At 70.3% G+C, this 18181-nt stretch carries 15 protein-coding genes; 8 read left to right on the top strand and 7 right to left on the bottom strand.

Annotated features, from left to right (window positions below):
* Window positions 1-17: 17 nt before the first annotated feature.
* The 5 genes from OG819_RS00240 to OG819_RS00220 all read left to right on the top strand — a co-directional run bounded on the left by OG819_RS00240 (window position 18) and on the right by OG819_RS00220 (window position 6649).
* Window positions 18-1283, top strand: a complete 1266-nt coding sequence (locus OG819_RS00240) for an ABC transporter substrate-binding protein (protein ID WP_266647355.1) — start codon at window positions 18-20, stop codon at window positions 1281-1283.
* A gap of 172 nt (window positions 1284-1455) precedes the next feature.
* Complete coding sequence (locus OG819_RS00235; protein ID WP_266647353.1) at window positions 1456-3072, top strand: glycoside hydrolase family 13 protein; 1617 nt, start codon at window positions 1456-1458, stop codon at window positions 3070-3072.
* 38 nt (window positions 3073-3110) lie between these two features.
* Window positions 3111-4439, top strand: coding sequence for an ABC transporter substrate-binding protein (locus OG819_RS00230; RefSeq protein WP_266647351.1), 1329 nt, complete (start codon window positions 3111-3113; stop codon window positions 4437-4439).
* A 6-nt stretch (window positions 4440-4445) separates the two neighbouring features.
* Window positions 4446-5813: a carbohydrate ABC transporter permease gene (locus OG819_RS00225; RefSeq protein ID WP_266647349.1), complete on the top strand. Its 1368-nt coding sequence runs from the start codon at window positions 4446-4448 to the stop codon at window positions 5811-5813.
* On the top strand, window positions 5810-6649 hold the full coding sequence (locus OG819_RS00220) for a carbohydrate ABC transporter permease (protein ID WP_266647347.1): 840 nt from the start codon (window positions 5810-5812) through the stop codon (window positions 6647-6649). The genes OG819_RS00225 and OG819_RS00220 overlap by 4 nt, the downstream gene beginning before the upstream one ends.
* A 395-nt stretch (window positions 6650-7044) precedes the next feature.
* On the opposite strand, the gene OG819_RS00215 is transcribed toward OG819_RS00220, so the two are convergent.
* The 4 genes from OG819_RS00215 to OG819_RS00200 are packed head-to-tail and all read right to left on the bottom strand — an operon-like array spanning window position 7045 to window position 11307.
* Window positions 7045-8139, bottom strand: a complete 1095-nt coding sequence (locus OG819_RS00215) for a LacI family DNA-binding transcriptional regulator (protein WP_266647345.1) — start codon at window positions 8137-8139, stop codon at window positions 7045-7047.
* 59 nt (window positions 8140-8198) lie between these two features.
* A complete protein-coding gene (locus tag OG819_RS00210) occupies window positions 8199-9059 on the bottom strand; it encodes a carbohydrate ABC transporter permease (protein WP_266647343.1) in 861 nt (286 codons plus the stop codon).
* A gap of 40 nt (window positions 9060-9099) precedes the next feature.
* Window positions 9100-10020 carry a carbohydrate ABC transporter permease gene (locus tag OG819_RS00205; protein WP_266647342.1) on the bottom strand — a complete coding sequence of 307 codons (921 nt, stop codon included), beginning with the start codon at window positions 10018-10020 and terminating at the stop codon, window positions 9100-9102.
* 15 nt (window positions 10021-10035) lie between these two features.
* A complete protein-coding gene (locus tag OG819_RS00200; RefSeq protein WP_266647340.1) occupies window positions 10036-11307 on the bottom strand; it encodes an ABC transporter substrate-binding protein in 1272 nt (423 codons plus the stop codon).
* A 173-nt stretch (window positions 11308-11480) separates the two neighbouring features.
* Between OG819_RS00200 and OG819_RS00195 the strand changes: the two genes are divergently transcribed.
* Together OG819_RS00195 and manD are read left to right on the top strand one after the other, a co-directional pair.
* Window positions 11481-13424 carry a cellulase family glycosylhydrolase gene (locus OG819_RS00195; protein WP_266647338.1) on the top strand — a complete coding sequence of 648 codons (1944 nt, stop codon included), beginning with the start codon at window positions 11481-11483 and terminating at the stop codon, window positions 13422-13424.
* Between the two features lie 31 nt (window positions 13425-13455).
* Window positions 13456-14697 (top strand): D-mannonate dehydratase ManD, encoded by a 1242-nt coding sequence (gene manD, locus OG819_RS00190; protein WP_266647336.1) that lies wholly within the window; start codon window positions 13456-13458, stop codon window positions 14695-14697.
* Window positions 14698-14743: 46 nt separating this feature from the next.
* Here manD and OG819_RS00185 read toward each other — a convergent pair whose 3' ends face one another.
* From OG819_RS00185 to OG819_RS00175, 3 genes are all read right to left on the bottom strand, one after another.
* Complete coding sequence (locus OG819_RS00185; protein ID WP_266652502.1) at window positions 14744-15109, bottom strand: substrate-binding domain-containing protein; 366 nt, start codon at window positions 15107-15109, stop codon at window positions 14744-14746.
* Window positions 15106-16563: a glycosyl hydrolase gene (locus OG819_RS00180; RefSeq protein WP_266647334.1), complete on the bottom strand. Its 1458-nt coding sequence runs from the start codon at window positions 16561-16563 to the stop codon at window positions 15106-15108. Before OG819_RS00180 ends, OG819_RS00185 begins: the two co-directional genes overlap by 4 nt.
* A 438-nt stretch (window positions 16564-17001) precedes the next feature.
* Window positions 17002-17343, bottom strand: coding sequence for a hypothetical protein (locus tag OG819_RS00175; protein WP_266647332.1), 342 nt, complete (start codon window positions 17341-17343; stop codon window positions 17002-17004).
* A gap of 120 nt (window positions 17344-17463) precedes the next feature.
* On the opposite strand from OG819_RS00175, the gene OG819_RS00170 reads away from it, so the two are divergent.
* Window positions 17464-18126 (top strand): response regulator transcription factor, encoded by a 663-nt coding sequence (locus OG819_RS00170; RefSeq protein ID WP_266647331.1) that lies wholly within the window; start codon window positions 17464-17466, stop codon window positions 18124-18126.
* Window positions 18127-18181 lie beyond the last annotated feature (55 nt).

Genomic DNA, 18181 nt, shown 5'->3' with positions numbered 1-18181 from the left:
TGTACAGGGAGGGACCTATGCGGTGGATGCGAGCCGCCGGTAGGCGCCTCCTCATCCTGGGGATCGTACTGACCGGGTGTGTCTCGTCGGCTGGGCCGGTCGGCGGAGACGAAGGCCGGGGGCCGCTGACGCTGGCCACCGCCGGAGACCTTACCGGGTATCTGGACACGGTACTCGGGGGGTGGAACCGCACGCACCCGGGAGAGAGGGTGACGCTGGTCGAGTTGCCCGACTCCGCTGACGAGACGCATGCGCAGATGGTCACGGACCTGCGTGGGGGAGACCGCAGTCGGTTCGACGTCCTCAACATCGATGTCACCTGGACCGCGGAGTTCGCGGCCGCGGGCTGGATAAGCCCGCTCGATCGCAGTCGCTTCCCGCTCAAGTCCTTCCTGCGGCCGGTCGTGGACACCGCGACCTATGACGGACGCCTGTACGCGGTCCCGTACGTCACCAACGCCGGACTGCTGCTCTATCGCAAGGACGTCCTCGACAAGGAGGGCGTCCCGCCACCGCGGACCTGGGCCGAGCTGGAACAGGACGCGAAGACCATCGCGCCGAAGTACGGACTGGCGGGCTACGCCGGCCAGTTCCTTCCCTACGAGGGCCTTACCGTGAACGCCGCCGAGGCGGTCTACTCGGCGGGTGGCACCATCCTCGGGGACGAGGGCGACCGGGTCACCGTGAACTCCTCGGCGGCGCGGGAGGGGATCGACTTCCTTGTGCGGGGTGTTCGGGAGGGCTGGATTCCGAAGGCGGCCCTGTCGTACAAGGAAGAGGAGTCCAAGCAGGCGTTCCAGGAAGGCCGGCTGCTCTTCCTGCGCAACTGGTCCTACGCGTACGCCGTCGCGTCGGCCCCCGGCTCCCCGGTCGCTGGGAAGATCGGGGCCGTCCGGCTGCCGGGCCCTGACGGGCAGGGCACCAGCGTGCTCGGCGGCTCTGACCTGGCGGTCAACACACATGCCCGGCATCCCGATTCGGCTGCTCGCCTCATCGCGTACCTGACCAGCGAGGCGGTTCAGCGGCAGGTGCTCACACGCGGCGCGCTGCCCCCCGTGCGGGCGGCTCTGTACGAGGATCCGGACCTCGTGAAGAGGTTTCCCTACCTGCCCACGCTGCGCTCCAGCGTCCTCTCCGCCGCTCCGCGGCCGAAGAGCCCGCGCTACGACCAGGTCAGTCTGGTGGTACAGGCGGTGGTGCATGACGCGATGACCGGACACGAGACGTCCGAGGCCGCGGTCAGGCGGCTGGCCCGGGAACTCGACGCGATCTCATCGCGATAAATACCTGTTAGGTAGGCGTCCGAGATCCGCGGTGGCCTGTATTGGGCGATTTGTCCCTGTTTGGGTCGCGAATTTCCCGCTGTCCATGCAATTTTCGTTGACACGTTCCGGACACGAGTGCTTAACATGCATGCATAACCACTGAGCACCAGAGACAGGCAATGGGTTGAACATGCACCGTTGGTGGCGCGACGCTGTCATCTACCAGGTGTACGTCCGCAGCTTCCTCGACAGCACCGGAGACGGCATCGGCGATCTCGCCGGAGTCAAGGCCGGACTGCCGTACCTGAAGAAGCTGGGCGTCGACGGGATCTGGCTGAGTCCCTTCTATCCCTCGCCGCAGCACGACCACGGTTACGACGTGGCCGCCTACTGCGACGTCGACCCGACCTTCGGCGACCTCGCCGAATTCGACCAGCTGACGGCGGCGGCCCGCCGGCTCGGCATCCGTGTCCTCCTCGACATCGTGCCCAACCACTGCTCTTCCGAGCACCCGTGGTTCAAGGCGGCACTCACCGCGGAGCGCGGCAGCGCGGCCCGCGCCCGCTTCCACTTCGCCGACGGCCGTGGCCCGGACGGCGCCGAACCTCCCAACAACTGGCATGCCATGTTCGGAGGCCCCGCCTGGACCAGGATCACCGAGCCGGACGGTCGCCCCGGCCAGTGGTACCTGCACATGTTCACGCCCGAGCAGCCCGACTGGAACTGGCGCAATCCCGAGATCGGCACCGAGTTCGACCGCGTCCTCCGCTTCTGGCTGGACCGGGGCGTCGACGGCTTCCGTATCGACGTCGCCGCCGGCCTCTACAAGCACCCCGAGCTGCCCGACTCCCCGGACCCCGAGGCCGACGCCCGCACCCGTGACTCCGTCAACCCCCTCGCCTGGAACCAGCCCGAGGTGCACGACGTCTGGCGGCGCTGGCGGGCGATCTGCGAGGAGTACGCGGCCCGCGACGGCTGCGAACGCCTCCTCGTCGGCGAGGTCTCCGTCCCCACCGCCCGCGAACACGCCCGGTACGTCCGCCCCGACGAACTCCACCAGGCGTTCTTCTTCGACCTTCTGAGCGCCCCCTGGGAGGCGGACGCCTTTCGCAAGGTCATCACCGACGCCATGCAGGACATCGCCGGCACCGGCTCCACGGTCACCTGGGTCCTCAACAACCACGACCAGGTCCGCACCGTCACCCGCTACGGCGAGGCCGCTCCCGAGGGCAGCGGCCTCGGCCCCGCCCGGGCCCGCGCCGCCGCGCTGCTGATGCTGGCGCTGCCCGGAGCCGCGTACATCTACCAGGGCGAGGAACTGGGCCTGCCCGAGGTCGTGGACCTGCCCGACGACGTCCTCACCGACCCGATCTTCCGCCGCACCGGTAACCGTGCCCGCATCCGCGACGGGTGCCGCGTGCCACTGCCCTGGTCCGGACAGGCATCTCCGTTCGGCTTCACCTCCGGAGCCGAGGGCACCAAGCCGTGGCTGCCGCAGCCGGAGTACTTCGCCGAGTACGCCACCGACCGCGCCCTCGCCGACACCCGCTCCTTCTGGCACCTGTACCGCGACGGCCTTCAACTGCGCTCATCACTCGACCAGTTGGGTGAGGGATCGCTGTCCTGGCTGGACACCCCGCCGGGCGTGCTGGGCTTCGTCCGCGGCGACGGCCTCGTCTGCGCCGTCAACTTCGGCACAGCTCCCACCCCCGCGCCCGTCTCCGACACCCCGCTGCTCTCCAGCGGCCCCTGCCCGGCCGGGGTGCTCCCCGGCTCGACGGCCGCCTGGTGGATCAACAACCTCTGATTTTTTCGCAGTCAACAGCATTCGAAGGGACATCAACGATGATGCGACGACGTACCACCCTGATCACGAGCTGCACCGCCCTCACCCTCGCTCTCGGCGCGACCGCCTGCGGCGGCAGCGGCCCCGCCACCGCGGGCGGCGGCGACAAGGCACTCAGCGGCCAGACGGTCACCGTGGCCGGGGTCTGGTCCGGCTCCGAGCAGAAGAACTTCCAGAAGGTGCTGGACGCGTTCAGCGCGAAGACCGGGGCCAAGACGCAGTTCGTGTCCACCGGCGACAACGTCTCCACCGTCATCGGCAGCAAGATCGAGGGCGGCAACGCACCGGACGTCGTCATGGTCCCGCAGGTCGGCGTGCTCCAGCAGTTCGCCAAGCAGGGCTGGCTCACCCCACTGTCGGCCACCACCGAGAAGTCCGTCGACGCCGGCTACGCACCCGTCTGGAAGAACTACGGCAGCGTCGGCGGCACCTTCTACGGCCTCTACTTCAAGGCCGCCCACAAGTCGACGGTCTGGTACAGCCCCGACGCGTTCAGCCAGGCCGGCGTCACGCCGCCCACCTCGTACGACGACGTGCTCAAGGTCGGGCACACGATCTCCGACTCCGGCCTCGCGGCCTTCTCGGTCGGCGGCCAGGACGGCTGGACCCTGACCGACTGGTTCGAGAACATCTACCTCTCCCAGGCCGGCCCCGAGAAGTACGACGCCCTCGCCGCCCACAAGCTGAAGTGGACCGACCCCTCGGTCATCCAGGCGCTCACCACCCTCGGCAAGCTGTTCAAGGACAAGGAACTCGTTGCCGGCGGCCAGAAGGAGGCCCTCAACACCGACTTCCCGAGTTCGGTGGAGAAGGTGTTCGGGCCCAAGCCCGACGCGGCCATGGTCTACGAGGGCGACTTCGTCGCCGGCGTGGCCCACGACCAGTTCGGCAAGACCATCGGCAAGGAAGCCGACTTCTTCCCCTTCCCCGCCGTCGGCGGCGGCAAGGCCCCGGTCGTCAGCGGCGGCGACGCCGCGGTGGTCCTCAAGGACGGCAAGAACAGCAAGGCCGGTATGAAGCTCCTGGAGTACCTCGCCACCCCCGAGGCGTCGGCCGTGTGGGCGAAGGCGGGCGGCTACCTGTCCCCGAACAAGAACCTTCCCCTCGACTCCTACAGCGACGACGTCACCCGCGCCACCGCCCGATCCCTCGTCGAAGCGGGCGACTCCGTCCGCTTCGACATGTCCGACCAGGCCCCCGCCGCATTCGGCGGCACCAAGGGCGCGGGGGAGTGGAAGCTGCTGCAGGACTTCCTGCGCGACCCCTCCGACCCCAAGGGCACCGCGGCCAAGCTGGAAGCGGCCGCGGCCAAGGCCTACAAGGGCTGACGCGTCATGACATCCACCCTGGTCAAGGAGACGGTGAGCCCGCCGTCCGCCGGACCCGCCGAAAGGGCCCGCCGTTCCCGGCGGCGGGCCCGGGCCGTCGCCCTGCTCTTCGTCCTCCCGGCGCTGCTCCTGCTGGGCGCCCTCGTCGTCTACCCCGTGCTGTTCTCCGTCGGCCGCAGCTTCTTCGACGCCTCCGGCGACCGCTTCGTCGGCGCCGACAACTACACCGAGATGTTCCGCGACCCGGCCACCCTCAAGGCCGTACGCAACACGGCGATCTGGGTCGTCGTCGCGCCGACCCTGCTGACCGGCCTCGGCCTGGTCCTGGCCGTCCTGGTGGAGAAGGTCCGCTGGGCGACCGCCTTCAAACTGCTGCTGTTCATGCCGATGGCCGTGTCCTTCCTCGCCGCGGGCATCGTCTTCCGCCTCGCCTACGACGAGGACCCCGCCAAGGGCGTCCTCAACGCGGCCGTCGTCAGCGTCCACGACGCGTTCAAGTCCACCTCCGAGTACCCGACGGCACGGGCCCGCGACGGCCACGGCCTCACCGCGGACCGGGACGGCTCGTACCGCACGGACCGGCCGGTGTCACCAGGCACCGCCGTGGACCTCGGCATGGTGGGCGTCGCCCCCGGCGACGTCCCCGGCGACGCGCGCCCGGCGTACGCGGCCGCACAGCGTCCCGCGGCGGCCGACGAGGTCAGCGGAGTCGTCTACCTGGACTTCACCCCCGGCGGGGGAGGGGAACAGGGCAAGGTCGACCGCGCGGAGAACGGACTGCCGAGGATGCGCGTCGAGGCGGTCGCCGCGGACGGCACCACCGCCGGTACGGCGACCACGGCCGCCGACGGCTCCTACCGCTTCACTGGCCTGAAGGCGGCGGCCACCTACACCGTGCGCCTCCCCGCCTCCAACTTCGCCCAGCCCTACCAGGGCGTCTCCTGGCTCGGCCCGGCCCTCGTCACCCCGGCCATCATCGGCGCCTACCTGTGGATCTGGACCGGCTTCGCCATGGTCCTGATCGGAGCCGGTCTCGCGGCCCTGCCGCGCGACGCCCTGGAGGCCGCGCGGATGGACGGCGCCAACGAGTGGCAGATCTTCCGGCGCATCACGGTCCCGCTGCTGGCACCCGTCCTGACCGTGGTCTTCGTGACGCTGGTCATCAACGTGATGAAGGTCTTCGACCTCGTCTACATCATCGCGCCCGGACCGGTGCAGGAGGACGCGACCGTGCTGGCCACGCAGATGTGGCTGGTGTCGTTCGGCGGCGGCAACAACCAGGGCCTGGGCAGCGCGCTCGGCGTCCTCCTCCTCCTGCTGGTCGTCCCGGCGATGGCCTTCAACGTCCGCCGCTTCCGAAGGAGTCAGCGATGAACGCGATCCGCCGCGGCCTCGGCAACGGCCTGGTGCAGGCCTTCCTGGTGGTGATCGGCCTGGTGTGGCTCACCCCGCTGGCCGGCCTGCTCCTGTCGTCCCTGCGGTCGGCGCAGGACACGGCGAAGGGCGGCTGGTGGACGGTGTTCTCCAGCCCCGGGCAGCTGTCCCTCGACAACTACACGGCACTGCTGAAGAACTCCGGCATGACGCAGTCGCTGTGGAACACGGTGCTGATCTCGGTGCCGGCGACGTTCCTGGTCGTGGTCATCGCGGCCCTGGCCGGCTACGCCTTCGCCTGGCTCGACTTCCCCGGCCGGGACGGCATCTTCCTGGTGGTGGTCGCCCTCCTGGTCGTCCCGGTCCAGATCGGCCTCCTGCCGGTCGCCAAGCTCTTCGGACAGCTGGGCCTGTTCGGCACGATCCCCGGCGTGGTGCTGTTCCATGTGGCTTACGGCCTGCCCTTCGCTGTGTTCCTGCTGCGGAACTACTTCGCCGAGATGCCGAAGGAGATGCTGGAGGCGGCCCGCATGGACGGCGGCAGCGAGTGGCGGATCTTCGTCCAGCTGGTACTCCCCGTGGGCCGGCCGGCCATCGCCAGCCTCGCCATCTTCCAGTTCCTGTGGGTGTGGAACGACATGCTGGTGGCCCTGCTGTTCGCGGACAGTTCCTCGCAGCCGCTGACCGTGCAGCTCCAGTCCCAGATCCGCCAGTTCGGCAGCAACATCGACGTTCTCGCACCAGGCGCGTTCGTGTCCCTGGTGGTACCGGTGGTGGTGTTCTTCGCCTTCCAGAAGCATTTCGTGCAGGGGGTCATGGCGGGGTCGGTCAAGTAGGCCACCCCACGAGATACGGGCGCGACAGTCAGCGTGACTGGCGCGTCTGCTTCTGCCCCGCGAGTGCTCCACCCGAACCGCGGCTCGACGACCACCGCCGCGGCTCGCCGGAGCCCACGGCCTTCACCTTCCCCGGGTACACCGCTCGCGGCCAGGTGGAAGGCCGTCGCGAGGACACGGGCTCTCTCAGCGACACCCCGCGTCCTCGCGCGCCGGCGCCTGACCGCGTGCGCCGTGACGGTCCGCCGGGCAGAACGACAAGAGCCGTACAGGGGGCGGCTTTTCCACACGGTGTGGTGAGAGCCGAGGGGGAGATCCCCCTCGGCTGCTCGGCAAGGCAGCGGAATCCGCGGGTCCGCGGCGGCGGCCCGGCCGAACCGGGGATTCGGCTCGCCTCAGCAGGGCACCTCCGGGCCGCTGCCTCCGCGGAGACCGTCAAGGGCCCCGGACCACTCACCGGGCGGCGCGGTCGACTCCCGCACCACCAGTTCCGGCGGGGCGATCACCGGCGCGCTGTCGGCGCCGCTCTCGCCGAGCCGGGCGAGGAGGTCGAGGGCGGCGGCCCGGCCCAGCCCGGTCAGATCCTGGCGGATCGTCGTCAGACGGGGATGCAGCAGTGTGCCGATGGGCAGGTCGTCGTGTCCGATGACCGACAGGTCCCTCGGCACGTCGAAGCCGAGCCGCTGCGCCGCGGACATCCCCGCCAGAGCCATCATGTCGTTGGCGAAGACGATGGCCGTCGGCGTCGGCTCGGAGCGCAGGATCTGCTCGACCGAGGCACCCGTGGTCCGGCCGGCGAAGTCCGAGGCGAGCAGATGGCTCGGGGACAGCTCGTGCCGGGCGAGCGCCGACACGAAGACCTGCCGCCGGTACCCGGTGTGCACCCGGTCCTCGGGGCCGCTGATGTAGGCGATGCGCCGGTGCCCGAGGGCCACCAGGTGGTCGGCGGCGGCGATCATGCCCTGGTCCTGGTGCTCGGCCTTCACGGTGCTGATCGCGTCGTCCGTCCACGGCGTGCCCACCAGCACGGCGGGCAGGCCCAGTTCCCGCAGCAGCGCGAAGCGGTTGTCGCCGATCCGGCTCTCGGTGAGGATGACGCCGTCCACCCGCCGGTCGTCGGACAGCCGCCGGTAGGCGCGCTCCTCCGCGCTCGGCTGCTCGCCGACGATGTGCATGAGCAGGCCGTAGTCGCGCGGAGCCAGTTCGCTCTCGATGCCGGCGATCAGCAGCGTGAAGTGCGGGTCGGCGTTGAGAACGTCCGGTGAACGCTTGGAGATCATGCCGATGGCCCGGGTCTTCGCGCCCCGCAGTGAGGCCGCGGCGGCGGAGGGCGCCCAGTTCAGCCGGTCGACGGCCCGCAGTACCCGATCCTGGGTGGCCGGCGGAAACGACCCCTTGCCGTTGACGATCTTGGAGACGGCCGACACCGACACTCCGGCGAGGGCGGCCACATCCGCGATCGTCGCGCGGTCGCTCTTGCCTCGGGCCACGTCTCCTCGTTCTCGGCGGGGTACCGCCGCCGGGTCCCGCCACGTTCTCGCGCTGCCGCTCACACCTTGACGGCGCCGCCCATCAGGGCGCCTTCCATCCGCCGTTGCAGCACGCCGTAGACGATGTAGACCGGAAGGAGCGTCACCACGGTACCAGCCGACAGCACGCCGAAATCGGTGGAAAGCGTGGAGCGCAGGGTGGGCACGGCCACCTGGATCGTGCGCTGCGCCTGGTCGGGGCCGATGATCACCAGCGAGTACAGGTACTCGTTCCAGTACGCCAGGAAGCTCAGGATGAGCACCGTGACGATGCCGGGGACCACCATCGGCAGGTAGATGCGCAGCAGGACGGTCCAGTTGCCCGCGCCGTCCATCCGGGCGGCCTCCTCCACCTCGTCGGGCACCGTCCGCATGAACTGCGTCAGCAGCACCACGGCCAGGGGCAGCGAGGTCGCGGGGAGGAACAGCACGATGAAGGTGCGGGTGTGGAACAGGCCGAGCTGCGCCGCCAGCAGGAAGGTCGGCACCAGCGCGGCGAAGGCGGGTATGAGGAACCCCAGCGCGAAGACGCGCTCGATGACCACCGCCGCGCGTCCGCGGGCCCGCGCCAGCGCGTAGGCGGCGGGCACCGCGAGCAGCAGCACGACGACGAGTGCACCGAGCGTGACGATCAGTGAGTTGGCGATGGCCAGGTCGAGGCGCGCGTCGTGCACGGAGGTGGAGAACTTCCCGAACGACAGCCGGGAGGGCAGGCCGAGGGGGTCGGAGAAGATCTCGTCGTTGTCCTTGAACGAGGAGACCAGCAGGTAGTACAGGGGCAGCAGCAAGGCGAGCGCGTAGGCCCAGGCACCCGCGTGGCTGAGCACGCGACCGGGGGTGAGGCGGCGCCGGCGGGGCCGCGGGTGGCGAACAGGAGTCATGACCGGTGTCCTTGAAGCCGAGGGGTCGGGGCGGGTCGGGTCAGTGGGCGGGGCGGAAGACACGGCGGATGAGGAGCATGCCGGCAAGGCCCACGAGGAAGAGGAGTACTCCGGCGGCCTGGCTGTAGCCGAGGTCGGACTGCACGAACGCCTTCTGGTAGACGAGGAAGGACAGGTTCGTGGAGCTGTTGCCCGGACCGCCCTGGGTGAGCAGCAGGACGTTCTGCGCCGAGGTGAACAGGGTCCACAGGAACTGGAGCATCACGGTGACGCCCACGAAGTCGCGCACCATCGGGTAGGCGATGCCCCACATGCGCCGCCAGTGGCCCGCGCCGTCGATCTCCGCCGCCTCGTACACCGAGTCGGGCAGGGCGTCGAGCCGGGCCGCGTACAGGGTGGCGGTGTAGCCGATGCCGCTCCAGACGTCGATGGCGATGACGCAGCCGAAGGCGGTGGAGCTGTCCGCGATCCAGGCGTGCTGGAGCCCCTCCAGCCCGACGCTTCCGAGCAGCTTGTTGATCATGCCGTTGGGTGCGAACATCCCCCAGAAGATCATGGCCTTCGCGGAGGCGGAGATCAGTGCCGGCGTGAAGATCACGACCTTCAGGAACCGGTACCCGCGCGGCTTGGTGGAGAGGAAGTAGCCGAGCATGAAGGCGCCCACGATCATCACCGGCAAGGCGATCGCGAGTTGCACGGCGCTGTTGCGCGCCGCGTCCCAGAACAACTCGTCGCCCAGCACCGCGCGGTAGTTGCCGAGCCCGGCGAAGCCGACCCGGGCGAGCATGCCCGGCCAGTCAAGGACGGAGATGACGAAGATCGCGCCGATCGGGCCGACCATGAACACGCCGTACCAGAGCAGCGCGGGCACGGCCATCACCGTGGTGCGCGGCGACCGGCTGGAGGAGCGGCGTGGGCGGGGCGGTGCCTCCACCGGCCGGGACATCGTTGTCGTGGCCATCTCGGGTCTCCCGGGTCAGCTGCGGTAGGCGGTGTCGAGGGCCTCGCACATCGTGGTGGTGCTCGTGTGCGGGGTGTAGGCGACGGACGTCGCCCGGTTCAGCGGGGCGGAGACGGCGGCGGGCACATACGCGTCCGGCATCACCACCTCGCTGACGTCCGGACCGTGCGACACCACGACCGAGCGGCTGACCAGCGGCAGCTTGGACGAGGGGCGCTGGTCACGCAGGTTCATCACATAGCCGGAGTCGTCGATGAACTGCTGCACCACGTCTTTGCGGTACAGGAAGGAGATGAACTTCCGGCTCACCGACAGCTTCTCGGTGCCGTTCGGGGTGAGCCAGATGCCGGTGGAGGTGAGCCCGTTGTAGAGCGAGGGCCGCGGGTAGGCGCCGTCGGCGGGCACCGGGAAGCCGGTCACCTCCGTGGCGGCCTCCACCTTCGCCGGCACGGCCGCGATGGTGGAGGAGATGGCGGGCATCATCGCCGCGCGCTGCTCGAAGTAGTCGGCGTTCATCTGGTCCGCGCCCAGGCCCTGGGCGCCCTTGACGAACAGCCCGGCGTCGCGCAGGCCGGCGAACAGCTTCAGCCCCTTCATCGCCTCGGGCTCGTCGCAGTACCCGCCCTTCGCGAACACCCTGCGGGCCGCCCCGGGGCTGAGGTAGCCCTGCATGACCTGCATCAGGAACTTCTGCCCCGACCAGTCGTTCCCGCCGATCGTGAGCGGGGCGATGCCGTGGGCGCGCAGGGCGCGGACGGCGCTCAGCAGTGCGTCCGTGGTGCGCGGCACGTCGGCGACACCGGCCTTGCGCAGCAGGTCCTTGTTGACCAGCAGCGGCCAGGTGAACCCCATCCACGGGAAGGCCCGCAGCCGCCCCTTCTCGTCCGTCCACGCCTTCAGCGCGGCCGGCTGGACCCGGCCGGTCAGGTGCCACTCGCGCAGGTAGCGGCCGACCGGGGGAGTGGCGCCGAGGTCGGTCCAGGAGAGCGACTTGTCGTAGAGGTTGATCAGGAGGACGTCGGCTTCCTTGTGCGCCAGACGGGACGTCTCGAAGGAGTTGAAGATGTCGTCGCCGCTGAACACGTTCTTGATGTGCAGGCCGGGGTTCTCCCGCTCGAACTGCCGTACCACGCGGGCGTAGACGGCGCCCCCCTGGGTGCCCGCGGAGAACCGGCTGTGCACCACGAGGGTGTCGGGGTCGTCGGTGCGCGGATCCAGGGGACCCACGCACGAGGTGGCCAGGACTGCGGCCACGGCCAGGGCCCCGGCGCTCAGCCAGCGTTTCATCGAGGGCTCCCGTACTCGCAGGGACGCGTCGGTAGCCGACGCCGGACAGGAAAACGATTGACCTGTGCTGGTGGCGGACCTTAACAGTGCTGTCACCCACTAGCAATGTCTCGACATCCGTCCAGTCAATCGATATACCAGTCGCCATCACCGAGTTCGACGACAGGACTTCCATGCATCGCAACGCGGCAAAGCTCGGCACACCGGACCGCCCCACGATCTGGGTCGGCGTCAACTACTGGTCCCGCACCGGCGGGCCCCTGATGTGGCGCTCCTACGACGGCACGGTCGTCGACGAGGAGCTGCGCGTCCTCGCCGCCCACGGCATCACCCTCACCCGCAGCTTTCTGTACTGGCCCGACTTCATGCCCGAGCCCGACCGCCTCGACCCGGTCATGCTGGGCCGCTTCGACGACTTCCTCGACCGGCACGCCCGGGCCGGCATGACCAGCATCCCGACCTTCCTCGTCGGCCACATGTCCGGCCAGAACTGGGACCCCGCCTGGCGCGAGGACCGCGACGTCATCGCCGACGACTGGTTCGTGGACCGCCAGGCCTGGTACGTCCGCGAGTGCGCCCGGCGCTGGAAGGACCACCCGGCCGTCGCCGGCTGGCTGCTGTCCAACGAGATCCCCATCTACGCCGACTGGCGCTCGCGCGGCATCGGCACCCTGGACCACCGCCGGGTCACCGCCTGGGCGAAGACCCTCATCGGCGCGGTGCGCGAGGCCGGCGCCGAGCAGCCCGTGTCCATCGGCGACGGCGCCTGGGGAGTGGAGATGACCGGCGCCGACAACGGCTTCCGGCTGCGCGACCTCGAAGAGCTGGTCGACTTCCAGGGGCCGCACGTCTACCGCATGGACGACGACCAGGTCCGGCAGCACCTGGGCGCCGCTTTCACCTGCGAACTCGTCGGCACCGGCGGCAAGCCCGTGGTCATGGAGGAGTTCGGCGTCTCCTCCGACTACACCTCCGAGGAGCACGCCGCGCACTACTACCGGCAGACCCTGCACCACACCCTGCTGGCCGGCGCCACCGGCTGGATCCCCTGGAACAACACCGACTACGACGCCCTCGCCGACCAGGAGCCCTACAGCCACCACCCGTTCGAGATGCACTTCGGGCTCACCGACGACACCGGCGCCCCGAAGAAACAGCTCCTGGAGGTCCGCGACTTCGCCCGGACCCTCGGCGAGGTGGACTTCGCCCGCCTGACCCGCCCCGACACCCGGGTCAGCCTCGTCGTCTCCTCCTACCTGGAGAAGCTCTACCCTTTCACCCAGCCGGAGGACACCGCCGCGGTGCTGTCCGCGACCCGGCAGGCCTACGTCGCCGCCCGCGAGGCGGACCTGCCGATCGGCGTGGCCCGCGAGGCCGACGGCCTGCCCGAGGACAGTGCCCTCTACCTGGTGCCCAGCACCAAGCAGCTGACCGCGCCGACGTGGCGGGCGCTGCGGGCGGCCGCCGAACGCGGCGCCACGGTCTACGCCTCCTGGTTCGCCGGCACCCACATCGTGCAGCGCGGCGCCTGGTGGCCGAAGCTCGACGAGACCTTCGGGGTCGCCAAGCAGCTCCGCTACGGCCTGACCGACCGCATCACCGACGACACCCTGCACCTGACCTTCGTGCAGGACTTCGGTGACCTCCCCGCCGGCACCCGCCTGGCCTTCGCGGTCGCCGGCACCGAGCACTCCCGCACCTTCCTCCCGGTGGAGCCGCGCGGCGCCGAGGTCGTCGCCACCGACGCCCACGGCCGCCCCGCCCTGCTGAGCCACCGCGTCGGCGCGGGCCGCCTCGTGCTCGCCACCTACCCCCTGGAGCACATGGCGGCCGTCACCCCCGACGTGAACCCCGAGCCGACCTGGCGCCTGTACGCGGCCCTCGCCGCCGAGGCCGGGGCGCGCCCCGAGGTGTCCGTACCGGACGGCCGGGTGGTGACCGGCGAGATGGAGCACGCTGACGGGCACCGCGTCGTGTGGTTCCTCAGCCAGCACCCCGAGCACCTGACCGTCACTCCCCGGGTGAACGCCGGAGTGCTCAGGGACCTCGACGGCAAGGAGATCACCAGCGTGGACCTGCCGCCCTTCGGCGTGTTCGTGGCCCGACGGAACCCGTGAGCCCCGTACCCCTGACCGACGGGAGGACGCCATGAAGATCACCGCCGCCGATGTCGTCGTCACCAGCCCCGGCCGCAACTTCGTCACCCTGCGCATCACCACCGAGGACGGACTCACCGGCCTCGGCGACGCCACCCTCAACGGCCGGGAACTCGCCGTCGAGGCCTACCTGCGCGAACACGTCGCACCGCTGCTGATCGGACGGGACGCGCACGCGATCGAGGACACCTGGCAGTACCTGTACCGGGGCGCCTACTGGCGGCGCGGCCCGGTCACGATGGCGGCGATCGCGGCCGTGGACATCGCCCTGTGGGACATCAAGGGCAAGGCCGCCGGTCTGCCCGTACACCAGCTGCTCGGCGGACCCTGCCGCGCCGGCGCCCTGGCCTACGGACACGCCTCCGGCCGGGACATCCCAGAACTGCTCGACTCGGTCCGCGAACACCTGGCGGCCGGTTTCCGCGCGGTGCGCGTCCAGAGCGGCATCCCCGGCCTCGACTCCGTCTACGGCGTCGCCGCCTCCGCCGCCGGTGAAGGGGAGCGCTACGACTACGAGCCGGCCCGCCGCGCCGGCCGCAACCGGGCCCGGCCCACCGAGGAGACCTGGGACACCCGCGCCTACCTGCGCCACATGCCCACGGTCTTCGAGGCCGTACGGCACACCTTCGGGCCCGAGCTGCCGCTGCTGCACGACGGCCACCACCGCATGACGCCCATCCAGGCGGCCCGGCTCGGCAAGGATCTCGAACCCTACGACCTGTTCTGGCTGGAGGACGCCACCCCGGCCGAGGACCAGGGTGCCCTGCGGCTGATCCGAGAGCACACCACCACCCCGCTGGCCATCGGGGAGGTCTTCAACTCCGTCCATGACTACACCACGCTGCTCCAGGAGCGGCTGATCGACTACGTCCGCTCCGCGGTGACCCACACCGGCGGCATCACGGCGGTGCGCAAACTGCTCGACATGGCCGCGGTGTTCGGCATCAGGTCCGGCATGCACGGCCCCACCGACATCTCGCCGGTGGGCATGGCGGCCGCCCTCCACCTCGACCTGGCCATGCACAACTTCGGCATCCAGGAGTACATGCGGCACGCGCCCGAGACACTGGAGGTCTTCCGCACCTCCTACCGCTTCACCGACGGCCTGCTGCACCCGGGCGAGGCCCCCGGTCTCGGCGTCGAGTTGGACGACGCGGCGGCGGCGCGCTTCCCCTACCGGCGCGCCTACCTGCCGGTGAACCGTCTGGCGGACGGGACGGTGCACGACTGGTGAGACGGGCCCCAGGCCCGCGTGCCCAGCCGCGCGGCGGGGGTGCGGTTCAGCCGCGCGGCACCAGGCTGGGCACCCGCGCGGTGTGCGGAACAGCCTCCCGGCGCACCATGACGTCGAACGGTGTTCCGGTGACGTCCGCGGCGAAGGAGAACACGTCGTGCTGCATCGCCGGCAGCGTGGGCCGGGTCACCCGGCGGAGCTGGGAGTCGTCCCAGGCGAGAAGCGACAGGTCCCGCGGCACGGACAGGCCGAACTCCGAGGCGACGCCCAGCGCCGTGACGGCCGTCAGGTCGTTGTCGAGGACAGCCGGCGGACGCCCGGTGGCAACGGGAGTGCCGGCCCCGCGCGCCGTGGCTCGGGGCCGTCCGAGCGGCGTGCTCCGACGGCCCCGAGGGAACGGTCCGGCTGTCAGGCGGGGAGGTGCCAGACTTGCCAGGCGTTGGTGTTGCGGTCCCAGATCTGGAGACGGTTGGCGTTGGCGGTGCTGCCGCCGGGGGCGTCGAGGTAGCGACCGGACTGGGGATTCCTGAGATGGCCGTCGGACTCGGCGGTCCACTGCTGGGCGCCGGAGCCGTTGCAGTCCCACAGTTGGAGCTTGGTGCCGTTGGCGGTGCCCTGGCCGGTCACGTCCAGGCACTTGCCCAGCGCCCGCAGGGTCCCGTCCGTGCCCACCGTCCACTTCTGCGCGGCAGTGCCGTTGCAGTCGTAGAGCTGCACCGCCGTGCCGTTGGCGGTGACCGAGCCGGCGACGTCCACGCACTTGCCGCCCACCCCGGTGACCGGTCCGGTACGGCCCGTCGGCGGCGTCGTGGGGCCGCCCCCGCCGGGGAGGGTGACCTGGCCCTGGTTCAGGACCCGCGCGCTGTTGAAGGCGGTCTGGAGCCCGGAGGCGGAGTTGGCGGAGGTCAGGTAGTCGGCCCAGATCATGAACCAGGCCCAGCGCGGCTGCGCGGCGAGCTGGGACGGGGTGGGGACGGTGCCGACCTCGGCCAGCGAGATGGGCTTGCCGTGGGAGACGTCGACCAGGGCCTGGTACCAGTCGCTCGTCGGGTAGCCCTTGTTCCACGGGTCGAGGCTCGCGACGTCGACGTAGTCGTCACCCGGGTAGAAGCCGGACACGCCCGCGGAGCCGTTGTTGGCGTCGGTGTCCTTGACGTTCCAGACCCAGACGATGTTGTTCAGGCCCCGCGACGTCAGATAGTCGTGGGTGATCCGGAACAGCCGGGCGCTGCCGTTGGCGCCTGAGCGGCCGCCCCACCAGGCCCAGCCCTCGTTCATTTCGTGCAGCGGCCGGAAGAGCACCGGGATCCCGGCGTCCTTGAGCTGCTGGAGGTAGGGCACCGCTCCCTCCAGCTTGTTCTTGTAGGCGGTGTTGAGCGGCGTCCCGTCGGTGATCAGCTGCTGCCACTCGGCGTCCGACAGCCGGCTGCCGTCAATGCCTCCGTCGAACTCGCAGCTCGACACGTCCGGGCGGCACATGTGCCAGGTGAGGCTCACCAGAGAGCCGTTGTCCCATTCGGTCTCCGCCTGGTCGACCAGGGTCTGCCGGTCGGCCACGTCGTCCGCGCGGAAGCCCAGTTCGCCGCCCCACAGGCCCGGCCACTTGCCGGTGAGGGAGTGCGCCTGGGCGGTGTACTGCGACGGGTTGCTGAGCGGCTCCTTGTTGTGGACGCCGCTGACCACGTGGTTGCCGCTGATCTGCCGCAGGTAGTCGACCACCGCCTGGGGCGTGGACGGGCCGGCCGCGGCGGACGGCGCGGGGGCGACGGCGGCCCGGGAGGGAGGGGCGGCCAGCCAGCCGGCGGCTGCCAGGGGGAGGACCGTGAGTGCGACCAGGTGCTTGCGCGTGAAGATCTTCGACCTCAAGGGGAAGACCCCTCTCGTGGGGGGCGCATGACATCGATGTCGTGAGCGGTGAGTGGGGGATCGACGCCTGGAAGTTAGAGCGATGTTCAGGACATGTCAAGAGAGACGGTGCTTCGCATGGAACGTCAGGGGGACTTCTTCCAGCGGCACCCCTGGCGTGGCCGCCCGGGCCGTGCCGCTCGAAGGCTCTGCCCGAGGGCCCGCGCCCCCATGTCCTGCGCCGGGAAGCCGCGACTGCTTGGCGGCGGGTCCCCGGCGCAGGAACGAGAGTGCTTCCGTGCGGTTCCCACTCGGCGTGCACGGTGACGCCGGCCGGGACGGATCAGGTCATTCCCGGCGCGGGGTGTGCGGTCTTCGCGGGCTCGCTGTTGCCCTCTGTCCCGGTGCGGCGCACGACGTCGGCGCGGTCCGGGGTCGAGCCGGCGAAGCTACCGGCTTCTACTTCGCGTTTCCCGGAGCCTCGTCGTCACACCCCGCTGCCACGCCCGGCTTGTCGGGGTTCGCGGTCTTCAGGCCGCCGGGAACGCTGATGACAGAGGACCCCGTGACGCTCCCCTGAGGGACGGCCGGAGCCTCGTCGGCACACCCCGCAGCGACGCCCGGCTTGTCGGGGTTCGCGGTCTTCAGGCCGCCGGGAACGCTGATGACAGAGGACCCCGTGACCTTCGCCGGAGCGTGGGCGGGGACGGGGCTGGCGGACGCGGAGGTGAGGCCGATCGTGGCCGCGGCCGCGATGGAGGCCAGGCCGGTGGCCGCGTAGATCATGACCTTGTTTCGCATGGGATTCTCTTTTCCGGAGTGTCGGTTGTGCTGACGGGGAAAACTGTGGCCCACCGTTGCTGAAGGCAAGCTGAAGTCACCTGAAGTCTTCTTCAGGTGACGTCCGGGATACTGCGGCGCATGCGGTTGCTGGTGGTGGAGGACGAGAGGCGTCTCGCGGTGTCGCTGGCCCTGGGCCTGCGGGCCGAGGGCTTCGCCGTCGATGTGTCGTACGACGGCCGCGAAGGCCTGCACCTGGCGGGGGAGGGCTCGTACGACCTGGTCGTCCTGGATGTCAACCTGCCGGGGATGAACGGCTACCACGTGTGCGCCGCCCTGCGTGCGGCGGGCAACAACGTGCCGATCATGATGCTCACGGCCAAGGACGGTGAGTACGACGAGGCCGAGGGGCTGGACACCGGGGCGGACGACTACCTGACCAAGCCGTTCTCCTATGTGGTGCTGCTCGCGCGGATCAGGGCTCTCCTGCGGCGCCGGGGACGCGAGGCGGCTCCGGTGGTCCGGGTCGGCGAACTGGCCGTGGACCGGGGAGCGCGGCGGGTGCTGCGCGCCGGGGAGCCGGTCGCCGTCACGGCCAAGGAGTTCGCCCTGCTGGAATACCTCCTGCTGAGGGTCGGCGAGGTGGTCTCGAAGCGCGAACTCATCGACCACGTGTGGGATATGGCCTACGACGGCGCCCCGAACATCGTCGAGGTATATGTGAGCGCGTTACGCCGGAAGCTGGGGGCTGAAGTGATCGAGACCGTGCGCGGGGCCGGATACCGGCTGGCGGCCGGTGCGTAGCGCGCTGTGGTCCGTGCCGGTGCGCGCCGCGGTGGCAGCGACCGCTGTGGTGGCG

This window comes from Streptomyces sp. NBC_01549, from assembly GCF_026339955.1.
Lineage (GTDB): Bacteria > Actinomycetota > Actinomycetes > Streptomycetales > Streptomycetaceae > Streptomyces.
This window is presented reverse-complemented; position numbering and strand designations above follow the sequence as displayed.

What these genes read in the sequence shown, in the direction of transcription:
- OG819_RS00195 (WP_266647338.1), top strand. Translation starts at nt 11,481, where the DNA reads ATGCATCGCAACGCGGCAAAGCTCGGCACACCGGACCGCCCCACGATC.
- manD (WP_266647336.1), top strand. Translation starts at nt 13,456, where the DNA reads ATGAAGATCACCGCCGCCGATGTCGTCGTCACCAGCCCCGGCCGCAAC.
- OG819_RS00230 (WP_266647351.1), top strand. Translation starts at nt 3,111, where the DNA reads ATGATGCGACGACGTACCACCCTGATCACGAGCTGCACCGCCCTCACC.
- OG819_RS00235 (WP_266647353.1), top strand. Translation starts at nt 1,456, where the DNA reads ATGCACCGTTGGTGGCGCGACGCTGTCATCTACCAGGTGTACGTCCGC.
- OG819_RS00220 (WP_266647347.1), top strand. Translation starts at nt 5,810, where the DNA reads ATGAACGCGATCCGCCGCGGCCTCGGCAACGGCCTGGTGCAGGCCTTC.
- OG819_RS00170 (WP_266647331.1), top strand. Translation starts at nt 17,464, where the DNA reads ATGCGGTTGCTGGTGGTGGAGGACGAGAGGCGTCTCGCGGTGTCGCTG.
- OG819_RS00200 (WP_266647340.1), bottom strand. Translation starts at nt 11,307, where the DNA reads ATGAAACGCTGGCTGAGCGCCGGGGCCCTGGCCGTGGCCGCAGTCCTG.
- OG819_RS00225 (WP_266647349.1), top strand. Translation starts at nt 4,446, where the DNA reads ATGACATCCACCCTGGTCAAGGAGACGGTGAGCCCGCCGTCCGCCGGA.
- OG819_RS00240 (WP_266647355.1), top strand. Translation starts at nt 18, where the DNA reads ATGCGGTGGATGCGAGCCGCCGGTAGGCGCCTCCTCATCCTGGGGATC.
- OG819_RS00210 (WP_266647343.1), bottom strand. Translation starts at nt 9,059, where the DNA reads ATGACTCCTGTTCGCCACCCGCGGCCCCGCCGGCGCCGCCTCACCCCC.
- OG819_RS00205 (WP_266647342.1), bottom strand. Translation starts at nt 10,020, where the DNA reads ATGGCCACGACAACGATGTCCCGGCCGGTGGAGGCACCGCCCCGCCCA.
- OG819_RS00175 (WP_266647332.1), bottom strand. Translation starts at nt 17,343, where the DNA reads ATGCGAAACAAGGTCATGATCTACGCGGCCACCGGCCTGGCCTCCATC.